Consider the following 15,164-nt stretch of genomic DNA (forward strand, 5'->3'; position numbering starts at 1 on the left):
TGCCTCCAGAAGGATCGGTGTGGGGTGGCCGCGGACTCAGCCGGATCTCAGTCGGTGAGCGTGCGCAGGCTGTCGCGGGCGGCGTTGGCCACCGCCTCGCCGGTGATGTCGAACTCCTCGTAGATCCGGGCGAAGTCCGCCGAGGCGCCATAGTGGTCGATGGACACGATGCGGCCGTGGTCGCCGACGTACTCGCGCCAGCCCTGCTTGACGCCGGCCTCGACCGAGACGCGCGCCTTGACCGCGGGGGGCAGGACCGTCTCGCGGTAGGCCTCGTCCTGCTCCTCGAACCACTCGAGGCAGGGCAGCGACACGACCCGGGCGCGGATGCCGTCGGCGGCCAGGAGCTCGCGCGCGGCCACCGCGACCTGCACCTCGGAGCCCGTGCCCATCAGGATCACGTCGGGGTCGCCGCCGTCGACGTCGAGCAGGACGTAGCCGCCGCGGTGGACGTCGGAGGTGTCGCTGAAGCCCTCCTCGCCGCGCGGGAAGACCGGGACGTTCTGGCGGGTCAGTGCGATGCCCGCGGGGTGGTCGGTGCGCTGGAGCACGGCGTGCCAGGCGGCCGCGGTCTCGTTGGCGTCCGCCGGGCGTACGACGTCGAGGCCCGGGATCGCGCGCAGCGCGGCGAGGTGCTCGATCGGCTGGTGGGTGGGTCCGTCCTCACCGAGGCCGATGGAGTCGTGGGTCCACACGTAGGTGACCGGCAGGCCCATCAGCGCGGCGAGGCGGACGGAGCCGCGCATGTAGTCGCTGAAGGTGAGGAAGGTGCCGCCGAAGACTCGGGTGCCACCGTGCAGCGCGATGCCGTTGAGGATCCCGCCCATGCCGTGCTCACGGATGCCGAAGTGCAGCACCCGCCCGGCGAGCGGGTCGCCGGTCCACTGGTCGGTGGAGCGGCTCTCGGGGATGAAGGAGGGCGCGTCCTCGATGGTGGTGTTGTTGGACTCCGCGAGGTCGGCCGACCCTCCCCAGAGCTCGGGCATGACGCCCGCCACCGCGTTGATGACCTGCCCCGACGCCTTGCGGGTGGCGACGCCCTTGGGGTCGGCGTCGAAGCGGGGGAGCACGTCGGCGAGCCCCTCGGGCAGAGCGCGCGTCTGCATGCGCTGGAAGACCTCGAGGACCTCGGCCGGGGCCGACTCCTGCCAGGTGTCGAACCTTTCCTGCCAGGCCGCCTGCCACACCTTGCCCCGGTCGACCAGCGAGCGGGTGCGGTCCAGCACGTCCTCGGGCACCTCGAAGTGCGCATCGGGGTCGAAGCCCAGGATCTTCTTGGTGGCCGCGACCTCCTCGGCGCCCAGCGCCGAGCCGTGGGACTTGCCGGTGCCCTGGGCGTTGGGGGCGGGCCAGGCGATGACGGTGCGCAGGACGATCAGGCTGGGGCGGTCGCTGACCTCGGCGGCGGCACGGACGGCGGCGTAGAGCTCGGGCACGTCCTCGACGTAGTCGGTGCCGTCGTTGGTCCAGTCGACGGTCTGGACGTGCCAGCCGTAGGCCTCGTAGCGCGCGCCGACGTCCTCGGTGAAGGCGACATCGGTGTCGCCCTCGATCGAGATCCGGTTGGCGTCGTAGATCATCGTGAGGTTGCCCAGCTGCTGGGTGCCCGCGATGGACGAGGCCTCGCCGCTGACGCCCTCCTGCAGGTCGCCGTCGGAGCAGATGGCGTAGACGTGGTGGGTGAACGGCGACTCGTCCTCAGCCGTGCCGGGGTCGAGGATGCCCCGCTCGCGGCGGGCCGCCATGGCCATGCCGACCGCGTTGGCGACGCCCTGGCCGAGGGGACCGGTGGTGGTCTCGACCCCGGCCGTGTGGCCGTGCTCCGGGTGCCCGGGGGTCTTGCTGCCCCACGTGCGCAGCGAGCGCAGGTCCTCGATCTCGAGGCCCCAGCCGCCGAGGTAGAGCTGGGTGTAGAGCGTGATCGAGCTGTGCCCGGCGGAGAGCACGAAGCGGTCGCGACCGGTCCAGTCGGGATCGGCCGGGTTGTGGCGCATCACCTTCTGGAAGAGCAGGTACGCCGCGGGTGCCAGGCTCATCGCCGTGCCGGGGTGGCCGTTGCCGACCTTCTGCACCGCGTCCATCGCCAGGACCCGGGCCGTGTCCACGGCGCGCTGGTCGACGTCGTCCCACTCGAGGGTGGTGGGCAGGGTGGACTTCTCGGTCAACGCGGTTCCTCTCGATGGAGTGCAGCTGGACTGCACCACGGGGAGTGCAGCCGGGATCACAGGTCCGTTGGGGTGGCCTCGACTGCGAGCCTATCGCCGTGCCCGAGTAGACTCGACCCCACCCGAGGGTCGCTCCGGACGCAGGTTCTCCCCGCTGTTCATCCCTTCGGTCCCCCATGAGTTCCCCGTGAGTCCGCGTCCCATCCGTGTCCTGCCCGTTCCGTCTCATCCCCCTTGCAAGAGGTCCCCACCGTGTCCCACGCCGGCCCGAACGCTGCGTCCGCGCGGCCGTCGACCGGCGACGGACCCGAGCAGGAGTCCACGACCTGGCGCGACGTCGTCGCCGCCTACGTCGGGCTCACCAAGCCGCGGGTCATCGAGCTGCTGCTCCTCACCACCGTGCCGGTGATGTTCTTCGCCGAGCGCGGCATCCCTGCGCTGGGCCTCGTGGCCGCGACCGTGGTGGGCGGCGCCCTGTCGGCCGGCTCGGCGTCGGCCTACAACTGCGTCTACGACCGCGACATCGACGAGCAGATGCGTCGTACGCGTCGCCGCGCGCTGCCGCGCCACATGGTGTCCCCGCTCTCGGCGCTGGTCTTCGCGACCGTCCTGGCCGTGCTGTCGACCGTGGTGCTGGCGCTGTGGGTCAACTGGCTCTCAGCCGGTCTGTCCCTGCTCGCCAACGCCTTCTACGTCTTCGTCTACACGATGCTGCTCAAACGCCGCACCACCCAGAACATCGTCTGGGGTGGCTTGGCAGGCTGCTTCCCCGCGCTGATCGGCTGGACCGCGGTGACGGGTCAGCTGGCGTGGACGCCGGTCGTGCTCTTCCTCGTGGTCTTCTTCTGGACCCCGCCCCACACATGGGCGCTCGCGCTGCGCTACCGCGAGGACTACCGCAACGTCGACGTGCCGATGCTGCCCGTGGTCAGGCCCGCTTCCGAGGTCGGGCGCCAGGTGGTCCTCTACAGCTGGGTGATGGTCGCGACCTCGTTGCTGCTCTGGCCGGTCGCCGGCACCAGCCTGGTCTACCCGGCGGCGGCCGCCGTCCTCGGAGCGGTCTTCCTCGTCGAGGCGCACCGCATGTGGTCGCGCGCCAGGAGCTCCGACGTGCTGAGCGAGATCAACCCGATGCGCCTCTTCCACGCCTCGAACCTCTACCTGTCGCTGCTGTTCGTGGCCGTCGCGCTCGACCCGTTGCTCGGCCGCTGATCCCTGGCCGCCGCCCGGCGCCGTCCCGTAACGCACATCGCAGGAATCGTCTGGGGACTGACAGAGCCTAGACATCTTCTTGAGAGTTCCTTCCGTGTCCGTCGAGCCCGATCCCCGTTGAATCGGCGTCACGGGGGAGGCATTCGGCCTGCCCTGGCTACCTGGGGAGCACCTGCACCATGGATTCAGCACCACACGATCGACCGTCCGAGCGATCGGACCGCAGGACCGAGAAGACGATGGGGATGCGCGGGAGCCGCATCGGCCACCGGGCGGTGACCAGGCTGGTGACGCTGGTCCTCGCCGTCGGCTTCGCCGTCCTCGGCGTGGCAGGGGCCGCCAGCGCCCATCACAACACCATCTCCGGCACGGTCGCGTGCGCGAGCGGAGGCGGATGGGCCGTGACCTGGCGGGTGGTCAACAGCGAGCAGATCACGGAGACGATCACGGGCTCCAACCGTCCGTCCGCCGTTCCGGTCGGCACCACGTTGACTGCTGCCCAGACGCGGACCTTCACCGAGACCGTGACCACCAAGCCCGCGTCGCCGCTCACGTTGACGCTGGCGGCCAAGTGGAGCAACAACGCCACCGCCACCAACTCCGGCAGCATCCCGGTGGCGTCGTTCAGCGACAGCTGCGCCGTCAAGACCGTCACACCTCCGACGGTGCCGGTGGTCGACGAGTGCGGTCCGGGCAACGCCCACTACGGGCAGGTCCCCAGTGGCCCCTGGACGTCGACGTCCCACCCCGACGGCAGCCTCACCATCACTGCCGACCCGGGCTACTCCTTCGGCAACGGCCAGACGTCCATCACCCACCCGGTGCCCACCGACAGCAACCAGCCCTGCCCTGTGGTCACCCCGCCGGTCGTGACCCCGCCCGTCGTGACGCCCCCCGTGGTGGCCGCGCCGGAGGTGCTGCCGGGCGAGGTGCGCGTCGTCAAGGCAGAGGCCCGGCAGATCGACAAGTGCGGTCGCGCCAGTGACCTGTTCAAGGTCGCCAAGCGCTCCGGTGTCGTCTACGAGGCCGGCGGCAAGGTGCTCCGCCAAGGCGTCTGGCTGCGGGCGACGACCCGCTCCGTCACTGTCCGCGCCGAGGCCGCGGACCCGACGGTCGAGCTGCGGGGCAAGCAGGTCTGGAAGATGACCTTCACCCGCAAGCCCTGTGCGCAGGCGCCGGAGATCGCGCCCAACACCGGTTCGTGATGCGCCGCACCCCGCTCGCGGTGATGACGCTGTGCGCGACGGTGCTGCTGGCCGGTCAGGGTGCGGCTCACGCCGCCCCTGACCGGCTGCACATCGCCCGGACGGGCACCGACGCGGTCGTCATCGAGGTGCCCGCCCGCAACGACACCTTGGCGGTCGGCTCCCAGCTGCGCGGCGCCGTCTACACCTGGTCGAAGGGTGATCCACCCTGCGACCCGACCGGCAGCACCGTGTACGCCGGCCACGCGTGGCGTGCCGGCAACGGCGTCGCCGACAGGTGGGGGCAGCTGCGGCGTGGCGACGAGATCAAGGTCGCCGGCTGCCGGTTCGAGGTCACCCGCCGCGAGTACTGGCCGGCGAAGCGCCGGATGGGCGCCCTCTACTCCGTCTCGGGGCCGGCCCGCATCGTGCTGGTCGGCTGCAAGGCGGACGACTACTCCCAGCGCACGGTGGTGTTCGCGCGCAAGGTGGGCCGCTGAGGGCCGACTCCTAGGGGGCCCGGGTCGCGGGGTCGGCCTGTCGGCGTCCGTCTGCGCGGGCCTCGAGGCCCGCGCTGTGGGGCAGGACGGCGAGCGCGATCCGGGCCAGGCCGGCCGCGAGGAGGGCGGCCCCGAGCATGTGCAGGGCCACCAGTCCGACCGGCAGGTCGAGCCAGTACTGGACCCACCCCAGCACGCCTTGCAGCACCTCGATGAGCAGGACCAACGAGGTGACGGTGGCCAGCCAGCGGTGCCCGCCGCGCACCGCGACGACGAGCAGCGCGACGGTGAGGGCGACGAGGACGTACACCGACGTGGCGTGGACCTGCGACACGATCGCGGGGTCGAGCCCGTTGCGCGGTGACTCGGCGTCGCCGGCGTGCGGACCGGCACCGGTCACGACGGTGCCGAGGTAGAGCACGACCCATCCCGCCGCCAGGGTCGCCCACGCCAGGACACGCACCGGCGGCGGAGCGAGCTCGCGCTGGGGGCTGCGCAGCTCGTCGAGCAGGGCGACGCAGACCATGATGATCGCCATCGAGAGCAGGAAGTGCCCCGCCACGATCCACGGGTTGAGGTCGGTCAGCACGGTGACGCCGCCGATGAGCGCCTGCATTGGGATGCCGAGCCCGACCACGAAGGCCAGCCGGGTCGCGCGGCGGTGCCGGGCACCGAGCGCGGCGAGGAAGCACAGGATGGCCACGGCCGACAGGCCGAAGGTCAGCAGCCGGTTGCCGAACTCGATGGCGCCGTTGATGCCCAGCTCGCCGTGCGCGACGTACGACGCGTCGGTGCAGCGCGGCCACGTCGGGCACCCGAGCCCGGAGCCGGTCAGTCGGACGGCTGCACCGGTCACGACGATGCCGATGTTGGCCACGAGGTTGGCGACCGCGAGTGGCCACAGGTGTCGGGCGAGGCGGTGGAGGAGCGCGTCCATCATTCCCACCTGAAGGTTCGAGCGGTGAGCACGGCGCCGACGACGGCCCAGCCAGCCAGGACGAGCAGGGACCGACCGTCGATGCTGGCGTCGACGAGGGCCGCGCGCACCGCCTCGCCCAGGGCGCCGGACGGCAGCCAGGCGATCAGCGACGAAGCGGCGCCGTACGTGCTCGTCGGGAGGACCACACCGCCGCCGGCCATGAGCAGCAGGTAGACCAGGTTGGCCAGGGCCAGCGTGGCCTCGGCACGCAGCACGCCGGCGACGAAGAGCCCGAGCGCCGCGAACGCGGCCGTCCCCAGGCAGACCGCGAGGGTGAGCGCCACGAGCGAGCGAGGAGGGTGGGCAAGCGTCGGCTCCCAGCCGAGCGCCAGTCCCACGGCCACCAGCACGACGAGCTGGAGGGCGACGACGTTGAGCAGGGCGAGGACCTTGCCGAGCAGCAGTCCGGAGCGCGGCAGGGGCGAGGAGCCCAGGAGCTTGATCACGCCGTAGCGGCGCTCGAAGCCGGTGGCGATCGCGACGGAGGTGAAGGCGGTCGACATCACCGCGAGTGCGAGCACGCCAGGGGCGAGGATGTCGACCGCGCGGTGGCCGTCGAGGTCGATGCCGATCCGGTCGGCCGCGGCCACCCCTCCGACGAGCACGATCACCGGGATGACGATCGCCAGCAGCAGCTGCTCGCCGTTGCGCAGCATGAGCCGCGCCTCCATGCGGGACTGCGCCAGGACCATCCGAGACAGCCGCGCCCCGCCGGGCGCTGGGGTGAAGGTGCTGGTGGTCATGACGCCAGCTCCCGGCCCGTGAGCTCGAGGAACACGTCCTCGAGGGTGCGCTGGCCCAGGTTGAGGGTCTGCGGCAGCACGTCGTGCTCCTCGCACCACCGGGAGACCCGTCCCAGGGTCATCGAGTCGGCCGGGCCGTGGATGAGCATGCTGACCTCGTCGAGCTGGCGTACCTCGGTGTCCGGGCCGAGCTCGGCACGCAGCGACTCAGGGGCGCCGTCGGGGAAGGGACGGTTGACCACGAGCCGGATCGTCGCGGTGCGACCGTCGCGCGTCAGCTCGCCCGGCGTGCCGCTGGTGATCACCCTGCCGCGGTCGACGATGTGGATCCGGTCGGCCAGGTGCTCCGCCTCGTCCATGTGGTGCGTGGTCAGCACGACGGTCACCCCGTCGCCGCGGATCTCCTCCAGCAGCTCCCAGGTCGTACGCCGTGCCTGCGGGTCCATGCCTGCCGTGGGCTCGTCGACGAAGACCAGCTCCGGACGACCGACCAGGGCGATCGCGAGGCCCAGGCGCTGCTGCTGCCCGCCGGAGAGGCGACGGTAGGGAGTCCTGCCGCAGTCACCGAGCCCGAGCCGCTCGCTGAGCATGGTGGTGTCGAGCGGGTGGGCGTGCAGGGACGCCATGTGCTCGAGCATCTCGAGCGCCCGCACTCCGCTCCAGGCCCCCCCGGACTGCAGCATCACGCCGATGCGGGGGAGTAGGGCGGCTCGGTCGCGCTGCGGGTCGAGACCCAGCACCCGCACCGTTCCCTGCTGGGGGACGCGGTAGCCCTCGCAGGTCTCCAGCGTCGTGGTCTTGCCGGCACCGTTGGGACCGAGGACCGCGGTGATGGATCCGCGCGCCACCTCGAGGGACAGTCCGTCGACGGCCAGCTTGTCGCCGTACCGCATCACCAGGCCGTCGACCGAGACGGCAGGCGTAGCGGTGGACACGTCGCCAGTCTAGGGACGCGTCTCTCCACCCTCAGGTGTGGGTGGTGGCCGATGACCACGCACTCGATGCCAAGAACCTCTTGACTCAGGCCCGGCTATGGCCTTGTGTGAGGACGCTCGCTACGGGTCGCGATCCGGCCTCACGCGCGCCTGGCGAGCCGCGGGGCTCTCCAGCCTGGGAATGATGGAGGAAGCACGTGTCGATCCACTACACCGGGCGGGGCGCGCGACGCGGCCTCGCCCTCCTGACCACTGCCGCAGTCGTCTGCGGCCTCGCCGCGGGGGTGCCAGGTGCCACCGCGGCACCCGGCGGCAGCGAGACTCGCATCGCACCCGCCGCCAAGGCCTCGACCCTGGGCCCCGGTCGCTACGTCGTCGTGCTCGACGAGCCCGGCGCCACCCGCTACGACGGCGGCGTCGACGGGCTCCGCGCGACCGCCCCTGCACGGGGCAAGGCGTTCGACGCCCGATCCGCGCGGGTCGCGGACTACTCGGCCTACCTGAGCAGCCGCCAGAACGGCGTCGCACGCAGTGTCGGCGCGGAGGTGATGAGCAGGTCCACCCTCGCCGCGAGCTCGTTCACCGCGCGACTGACCGGCCAGCAGGCCACAGAGCTCGTCCAGTCCCGGGACGTCCTGATGGTCGTCAAGGACCAGGCCTTCTCGCTCGACACCTACAAGTCTCCCGAGTTCCTCGGCCTGAGCGGCCCGACCGGCGAGTGGACCAAGCACGGCGGCGTCAGCAAGGCCGGCGCGGGTGTCGTGGTCGGCGTGCTCGACTCCGGCATCTGGCCCGAGTCCGGCTCCTTCAGCGGCCAGAAGGTGGACCGCAACCCGACGGGCCCCTTCTCGATGTACCGGCGCGGCAACCAGATCTTCATGACGAAGGCCGACGGCGGAGTGTTCCGCGGCGTGTGCCAGCCCGGTGAGAAGTGGACGGCCGACGACTGCAACAGCAAGCTCGTCGGCGCCCGCTACTACCCCGATGCCTTCCTCGACAGCGTCCCGCCGCAGGAGCGCGACGGGGCCGAGTTCATCTCGACGCGCGACGGCGACGGCCACGGCTCGCACACCGCCAGCACGGCGGCGGGCAACAACGGCGTGCCGGCCAGCGTCGAGGGCCGTCAGTTCGGCCTGGTCAGCGGCATGGCGCCGGCAGCCAAAGTCGCGGCCTACAAGGTCTGCTTCAGCGACACCGACCCCAACACCGGTGGGTGCTACACCTCCTCGACCCTCGCCGCGGTCGACGACGCGATCGCCGACGGCGTCGACGTCATCAACTTCTCCATCTCCGGCGCGACCAGCACGGTCGTCGACGCGGTGGAGTACGCCTTCCTCGGTGCTGCCGCGGCAGGAGTGTTCGTCGCGACGTCGGCGGGGAACAGTGGCCCGACCGCGTCGACCGTCGCGCACAACAGCCCGTGGGTCACCACGGTGGCGGCGTCGACGCACGTGACATACGAGAACACGGTGGTCCTGGGCGACGGCCGGACGTTCAAGGGCGCCTCGATCGCCTCGACGGGCGTCCCCGCCGGAACTCCGCTCGTCAACTCCACCGCCATCGGCGCAGCGGGCGTCAGTGCCTCCGACGTCAACCTGTGCGCGCCGGGCAGCCTGGACCCCGCCGGAGCGGCGGGCAAGATCGTCGTCTGCACCCGCGGCACCTACGACCGGGTCGCCAAGAGCGCAGCGGTCAAGCAGGCGGGCGGCGTCGGGATGGTGCTGGCCAACCCCAGCCCCGGCCAGAGCCTGGACGCCGACTTCCACTCCGTGCCGACCGTCCACGTCGACAACGTCGCGGGCGCCGCGATCAAGACGTACGCCACGGGCGCCGGCGCCACGGCGGCGATGGTGCTGGGTGACACCACCGGTGGCTCGGCCACACCCGTTCCCCAGGTCGCCGGCTTCTCCTCGCGTGGCCCGGCGGTCGCCAACGCGTCCGACGTCATCAAGCCCGACATCTCGGCTCCCGGCGTCAGCGTGCTGGCCGCGGTCGCCCCGCCCTCCGGCGGCGGACGCGACTTCGACCTCTACTCCGGAACGTCGATGTCGAGCCCGCACGTCGCGGGACTGGCGGCGTTCATCCTGGGCGTCAACCCGGGGTGGAGCCCGATGGCAGTGAAGTCCGCGATGATGACGACGGCCTACGACCTCAAGAAGGCCGACGGCACGCCCGACCAGAACCCGTTCAACCAGGGTGCCGGCCACGTCGACCCGACGAAGTTCTTCGACCCCGGTCTCGTCGTCACCTCGACGCCGACCGAGTGGCTGAGCTTCTTCGAGGGCCAGGGCTTCGACTTCGGTCCCACCGTCACGCCGATGGCGGCCACCGACCTCAACATCCCGTCGATGGCCAAGGGCCAGGTGACCTCGAGCGTCACCATCGCCCGGACGTTCACCGCCCTGAAGGCAGGCACGTGGAGCGTGGAGGCCCAGGTCCCGGGCTTCGAGGTGGCGATCGACAAGCCTTCGATCACGCTGGCCCAGGGCGCGTCGGAGAAGGTGACCTTCACGTTCACCCGGACGACTGCGCCGCTGAAGGCGTTCTCGACCGGGTTCGCCACGCTGACCGGCCCCACCACGGTCCGGCTGCCAGTCGCGTTGCGTCCTGTGTCGGTGTCCGCCCCGGCGACCGTGCGCGGCACGGGCGCCTCGGGCAGCACGCCGGTGACGATCACGGCCGGCTTCACCGGCGAGCAGCCGGTCGGCACGGACGGCCTGGCCAAGGCGACCACGGACTCGGGCACCTTGGCGGTCGCCCAGGTCGTGGAGCGTCCGGTCGCGATCGCGGCCGGGACAGCGGTGGCGAGGTTCGACCTCGACGCCACTGACGATGCCGCGGACCTCGACCTCTACGTCTACCGCGTGTCCGACACCGGCACCCGGACGCTGGTCGGCCAGTCGGCCACCGGGTCGGCGGACGAGTCCGTGACGCTGACGGCCCCGGCCGCGGGCAACTACGTCGCCGAGCTCGACGGCTTCAGCGCGGCGCCGGGTGCGTCGGGCATCGCCTACCGGTACGACCAGTACACGGTGCCCGCCGACGGTGGGCTGGGTGCCTTCGCAGCAAGCCCCAACCCGGTGCCGGTGACGCAGGGCCAGTCGACGACGTTCGACGCCGTCTGGTCCGGGCTGACGTCCGGTCGCTACCTGGGCCAGCTCACGTACGACGGTGCGCTGGCGCCGACGTACGTGTACGTCGACGTGCCGTGACACCTCGCACCGGGGTCGGCGCGAGCTGAATCCCCCGACCGATGGGCGGGCGTGATCCTCGACAGGATCGCGTCCGCCCATCAGCGTCTCCGGGTGCTGGCGGCGGTCACCCGGGCCCGGCGGAGTCTGGTGCGCCGACAAACCCGGTGCGTGGTGTCGGACCCCCCGGCTAGCGTGGCGTCCATGACACGCTCACATGCCATCGAGGCTGAGGGCCTCGTCAAGCACTTTGGGGAGACCGTGGCTGTCGACGGCGTCTCGTTCGTCGTGCCCGAGGGCTCCGTGCTCGGGTTGCTCGGCCCCAATGGCGCCGGCAAGACGACCACTGTCAGGATGATGACCACGCTGACCCGCCCGACCGCGGGCACCGCGCGGGTGGCGGGCCACGACATCGCCACCGATCCCGCCGCAGTGCGCCGGAGCATGGGGTTGACGGGTCAGGCCGCGACGGTCGACGAGCTCCTGACCGGCCGCGAGAACCTCCGCCTCATCGGCCAGCTCTACGGCCTCGACGCCGCCTACATCAGGCGGGCGAGCGACGAGCTCCTGGAGCGCTTCTCGCTCAGCGACGCGGGTGACCGCATCGCCAAGACCTACTCCGGTGGCATGCGCCGCCGACTGGACCTCGCGGTCAGCCTGATCGCGACGCCTCCCGTCCTCTTCCTCGACGAGCCGACCACCGGCCTCGACCCGCGTTCGCGCGTGGAGCTGTGGGACGTGCTGCGCGAGCTCGTCAAGGACGGCACGACGCTGCTGCTGACCACGCAATACCTCGAGGAGGCCGACCAGCTGGCCGACAACATCGTCGTCATCGACCGCGGCACCGTGATCGCCGAGGGCACTCCCAGCCAGCTCAAGGACCAGTCCGGGGCCGCGGCCCTCGTCGTGACCGTGTCGCACGCGGACGACATCGAGGCGGCCCAGGCACTGCTGAGCCCACATGTCCGCGAGGTGCACCTCGACCGCGGCGCCCGCCAGCTCACCGCACCGGCCGAGGGGCTCGGGCACATGACGCGGGTGGCCGGCCTCTTCGACGAGAGCGGCATCGTCCTCGACGACATCGGGCTCAAGCGTCCGAGCCTCGACGACGTGTTCCTGCACCTGACCGGTCACCGTGCCGAGGCTGATCCCGCGGACGAAGATGCTGACACGACGACGGAGAAGGTCTCGCGATGACGACGCTCGAACGCCCCCAGATCCAGCAGACCGGCCTGATGCAGCAGTCCCTGGCGATCGCCCGGCGCAACTTCCTCCACATCAAACGGATGCCCGAGATGCTGCTCGACGTGACCATCCAGCCGGTCATGTTCGTGCTGCTGTTCGCCTACGTCTTCGGCTCCTCCATCGACGTGGCCACCCCGGCCGGCTACCGAGCGTTCCTGCTCGCCGGGATCATGGCCCAGACCGTCGCCTTCGCCTCCTTCATCGTCGCGGTGGGGCTCACCGCCGACCTGGAGAAGGGGATCGTCGACCGGATGCGGTCCTTGCCGATCAACCCGGCGGCGGTCCTCGTGGGTCGCAGCATCTCGAGCCTGGCCCACTCCTCGATCGGACTGGTCGTCATGTCGTTGACCGGACTGGTCATCGGCTGGCGGATCCACACCAACCTGTTCGATGCGGCCCTGGGCTACCTCCTGCTCCTCGGCTGGGGCTTCGCCATGATCTGGGTCGGCATCTGGGTCGGCTCAGCGATGCGCTCGGTCGAGGCCGTCAACGGAGTCATGTTCGCCACGATGTTCCCGATCACGTTCCTGGCCAACACCTTCGCGCCGACCGACCGGATGCCCACGGTGCTGCGCGTCATCGCCGAGTGGAACCCGATCTCGTCGCTGACCCAGGCCGTCCGCGAGCTCTGGGGCAACGACCAGCCGCTCGCCGACGGCGCCGCCTTCCCGATGCACCACCCGATCCCGTTCACGATCGGATGGATCATCCTCATCACCGCCGTGGTGGCTCCGCTCGCGATCCGCACCTTCCGGGGACGTACGGCCGACTGACGCGGGTCGTGTCCCAGCTCACTTAGGGCACCCTTCCTTGAAGTGGCTCGGGCATTAACGTCACACTGGCGTTGTGGAATTCATCAGGACGGCTGCGACCGCGGACGCAGACGCGCCCACGCGGGACCGCGTGGCGCGCACGATCCTGGAGAATGGTCCCTCGACCGCGGCCGACCTGGCCCGTCTTCTGGACCTCACTCCGGCGGCCGTGCGTCGCCACCTCGACCACCTCGCCCTCGAGGGCGTCGTGGAGTCGCGCGACCAGAAGGTCTACGGCACGCGTGGCCGCGGGCGCCCCGCCAAGGTGTTCGCCCTGACCGAGGCCGGCCGCGACAGCTTCGACCAGCAGTACGACGACCTCGCCGTGCAGGCACTGCGCTTCCTGTCGGAGACGCAGGGCGAGGAGGCCGTGGTGGAGTTCGCCCGTCGCCGCGTCGCCTTCGTCGAGCGCGACTACGCCGCTGTGATCGCGGTCGACCCCGACCTGACCCCGGCCGAGGCGCTGGCGCGCGTGTTCACCCAGCAGGGCTACGCCGCCTCGGTGCGGGACCTGCCGCTGGCGAGTGGCCAGAGCGTGGGGGAGCAGCTGTGCCAGCAGCACTGCCCGGTCTCCCACGTCGCCCACGAGTTCCCCCAGCTCTGCGAGGCCGAGACCGAGGCCATCGCCTCGGTGCTCGGCACCCACGTCCAGCGGTTGGCGACCATCGCCCACGGCGACGGCGTCTGCACCACCTGCATCCCCCAGACCCTCAAGACGGACCTGAAGCAGGTCCCCCAGAAGGAGCAGTCATGACCCAGAACCTGAGCATCGAAGACCTGAATCCGGAGCTCAAGGGCATCGGCCGCTACGAGTTCGGCTGGGCTGACAGCGACGCCGCCGGAGCCACCGCGACCCGCGGCCTCAACGAGGTCGTCGTACGCGACATCTCCTCGAAGAAGTCCGAGCCGCAGTGGATGCTCGACCTGCGCCTCAAGGGCCTCAAGCTCTTCCACCGCAAGCCCATGCCCACCTGGGGCTCGGACCTCAGCACGATCGACTTCGACAACATCAAGTACTTCGTGCGCTCCAGCGAGAAGCAGGCGACGTCCTGGGAGGAGCTGCCCGAGGACATCAAGAACACCTACGACAAGCTCGGCATCCCCGAGGCGGAGAAGCAGCGCCTCGTCGCCGGCGTCGCCGCCCAGTACGAGTCCGAGGTCGTCTACCACTCGATCCGCGAGGACCTCGAGGAGAAGGGCGTCATCTTCGTCGACACCGACACCGCGCTGAAGGAGCACGAGGAGCTCTTCAAGGAGTACTTCGGCACCGTCATCCCGGTCGGTGACAACAAGTTCTCGGCGCTCAACACCTCGGTGTGGTCCGGCGGCTCGTTCATCTACGTGCCCAAGGGCGTGCACGTCGACATCCCGCTCCAGGCCTACTTCCGGATCAACACCGAGAACATGGGCCAGTTCGAGCGGACCCTGATCATCGTCGACGAGGACGCCTACGTGCACTACGTCGAGGGCTGCACCGCGCCAATCTACTCCTCCGACTCGCTGCACTCCGCGGTCGTGGAGATCATCGTGAAGAAGGGCGGGCGCTGCCGCTACACGACCATCCAGAACTGGTCGAACAACGTCTACAACCTCGTCACCAAGCGCGCGACCTGCGAGGCCGGCGCGACGATGGAGTGGGTCGACGGCAACATCGGCTCCAAGGTGACGATGAAGTACCCCGCCATCTACCTCATGGGCGAGCACGCCAAGGGCGAGACGCTGTCCATCGCCTTCGCGGGCGAGGGCCAGCACCAGGACGCCGGCGCCAAGATGGTGCACGCGGCCCCGCACACCTCGAGCTCGATCCTGAGCAAGTCGGTGGCGCGCGGCGGCGGGCGGACGTCCTACCGCGGCCTGATCCAGATCAACGAGGGCGCGCACGGCTCCAAGTCCAACGTGCTGTGCGACGCGCTGCTGGTCGACCAGATCAGCCGCAGCGACACCTATCCCTACGTCGACATCCGCGAGGACGACGTGTCCATGGGCCACGAGGCGAGCGTCTCGAAGGTCTCCGACGACCAGCTCTTCTACCTCATGTCTCGCGGCATGGAGCAGGACGAGGCGATGGCGATGATCGTGCGCGGCTTCGTCGAGCCGATCGCCAAGGAGCTGCCGATGGAGTACGCCCTCGAGCTCAACCGGCTGATCGAGCTGCAGATGGAGGGTGCGGTCGGCTGATCGCCGCCCCGCCCCGCACC

Annotated in this window: 12 protein-coding genes; 8 read left to right on the forward strand and 4 right to left on the reverse strand. The window is 70.6% G+C overall.

What is annotated here, in order from left to right; all coding sequences use genetic code 11:
- Positions 1-47 precede the first annotated feature (47 nt).
- Entirely contained in the window at positions 48-2,081 is a 2,034-nt protein-coding gene (gene tkt / locus J3P44_RS16330) for a transketolase (protein ID WP_372496614.1), read from the reverse strand.
- Positions 2,082-2,417: 336 nt separating this feature from the next.
- Between tkt and J3P44_RS16335 the strand changes: the two genes are divergently transcribed.
- From J3P44_RS16335 to J3P44_RS16345, 3 genes are all read left to right on the forward strand, one after another.
- A complete protein-coding gene (locus J3P44_RS16335) occupies positions 2,418-3,377 on the forward strand; it encodes a heme o synthase (protein WP_255891489.1) in 960 nt (319 codons plus the stop codon).
- A gap of 245 nt (positions 3,378-3,622) precedes the next feature.
- Positions 3,623-4,582 carry a hypothetical protein gene (locus tag J3P44_RS16340; RefSeq protein WP_255891490.1) on the forward strand — a complete coding sequence of 320 codons (960 nt, stop codon included), beginning with the start codon at positions 3,623-3,625 and terminating at the stop codon, positions 4,580-4,582.
- Positions 4,582-5,061, forward strand: coding sequence for a class F sortase (locus J3P44_RS16345; protein WP_255891491.1), 480 nt, complete (start codon positions 4,582-4,584; stop codon positions 5,059-5,061). Before J3P44_RS16340 ends, J3P44_RS16345 begins: the two co-directional genes overlap by 1 nt.
- Before the next feature lie 10 nt (positions 5,062-5,071).
- Here J3P44_RS16345 and J3P44_RS16350 read toward each other — a convergent pair whose 3' ends face one another.
- The 3 genes from J3P44_RS16350 to J3P44_RS16360 are packed head-to-tail and all read right to left on the reverse strand — an operon-like array spanning position 5,072 to position 7,718.
- Positions 5,072-5,998, reverse strand: coding sequence for a COX15/CtaA family protein (locus tag J3P44_RS16350; protein ID WP_255891492.1), 927 nt, complete (start codon positions 5,996-5,998; stop codon positions 5,072-5,074).
- A complete protein-coding gene (locus J3P44_RS16355) occupies positions 5,998-6,783 on the reverse strand; it encodes an ABC transporter permease (protein ID WP_255891493.1) in 786 nt (261 codons plus the stop codon). The genes J3P44_RS16350 and J3P44_RS16355 overlap by 1 nt, the downstream gene beginning before the upstream one ends.
- Positions 6,780-7,718, reverse strand: a complete 939-nt coding sequence (locus tag J3P44_RS16360; protein WP_255891494.1) for an ABC transporter ATP-binding protein — start codon at positions 7,716-7,718, stop codon at positions 6,780-6,782. Before J3P44_RS16360 ends, J3P44_RS16355 begins: the two co-directional genes overlap by 4 nt.
- 197 nt (positions 7,719-7,915) lie before the next feature.
- Between J3P44_RS16360 and J3P44_RS16365 the strand changes: the two genes are divergently transcribed.
- The 5 genes from J3P44_RS16365 (at position 7,916) to sufB (ending at position 15,144) form a co-directional block, all read left to right on the forward strand.
- Positions 7,916-10,930: a S8 family serine peptidase gene (locus tag J3P44_RS16365; protein ID WP_255891495.1), complete on the forward strand. Its 3,015-nt coding sequence runs from the start codon at positions 7,916-7,918 to the stop codon at positions 10,928-10,930.
- A 183-nt stretch (positions 10,931-11,113) separates the two neighbouring features.
- A complete protein-coding gene (locus J3P44_RS16370) occupies positions 11,114-12,106 on the forward strand; it encodes an ATP-binding cassette domain-containing protein (RefSeq protein WP_255891496.1) in 993 nt (330 codons plus the stop codon).
- A complete protein-coding gene (locus tag J3P44_RS16375) occupies positions 12,103-12,927 on the forward strand; it encodes an ABC transporter permease (RefSeq protein ID WP_255891497.1) in 825 nt (274 codons plus the stop codon). The genes J3P44_RS16370 and J3P44_RS16375 overlap by 4 nt, the downstream gene beginning before the upstream one ends.
- Positions 12,928-13,009: 82 nt before the next feature.
- Positions 13,010-13,720 carry a helix-turn-helix transcriptional regulator gene (locus J3P44_RS16380; RefSeq protein WP_372496617.1) on the forward strand — a complete coding sequence of 237 codons (711 nt, stop codon included), beginning with the start codon at positions 13,010-13,012 and terminating at the stop codon, positions 13,718-13,720.
- The gene (gene sufB, locus J3P44_RS16385; RefSeq protein ID WP_255891499.1) at positions 13,717-15,144 is read left to right on the forward strand and encodes a Fe-S cluster assembly protein SufB; all 1,428 of its coding nucleotides are present in this window, start codon (positions 13,717-13,719) and stop codon (positions 15,142-15,144) included. The genes J3P44_RS16380 and sufB overlap by 4 nt, the downstream gene beginning before the upstream one ends.
- The last annotated feature ends 20 nt before the right edge of the window (positions 15,145-15,164 follow it).

The sequence above is a fragment of the Nocardioides astragali genome (assembly GCF_024436375.1).
Classification (GTDB): domain Bacteria; phylum Actinomycetota; class Actinomycetes; order Propionibacteriales; family Nocardioidaceae; genus Nocardioides; species Nocardioides astragali.

What these genes read in the sequence shown, in the direction of transcription:
- sufB (WP_255891499.1), top strand. Translation starts at nt 13,717, where the DNA reads ATGACCCAGAACCTGAGCATCGAAGACCTGAATCCGGAGCTCAAGGGC.
- J3P44_RS16370 (WP_255891496.1), top strand. Translation starts at nt 11,114, where the DNA reads ATGACACGCTCACATGCCATCGAGGCTGAGGGCCTCGTCAAGCACTTT.
- tkt (WP_372496614.1), bottom strand. Translation starts at nt 2,081, where the DNA reads ATGGACGCGGTGCAGAAGGTCGGCAACGGCCACCCCGGCACGGCGATG.
- J3P44_RS16340 (WP_255891490.1), top strand. Translation starts at nt 3,623, where the DNA reads ATGCGCGGGAGCCGCATCGGCCACCGGGCGGTGACCAGGCTGGTGACG.
- J3P44_RS16375 (WP_255891497.1), top strand. Translation starts at nt 12,103, where the DNA reads ATGACGACGCTCGAACGCCCCCAGATCCAGCAGACCGGCCTGATGCAG.
- J3P44_RS16355 (WP_255891493.1), bottom strand. Translation starts at nt 6,783, where the DNA reads ATGACCACCAGCACCTTCACCCCAGCGCCCGGCGGGGCGCGGCTGTCT.
- J3P44_RS16345 (WP_255891491.1), top strand. Translation starts at nt 4,582, where the DNA reads ATGCGCCGCACCCCGCTCGCGGTGATGACGCTGTGCGCGACGGTGCTG.
- J3P44_RS16350 (WP_255891492.1), bottom strand. Translation starts at nt 5,998, where the DNA reads ATGGACGCGCTCCTCCACCGCCTCGCCCGACACCTGTGGCCACTCGCG.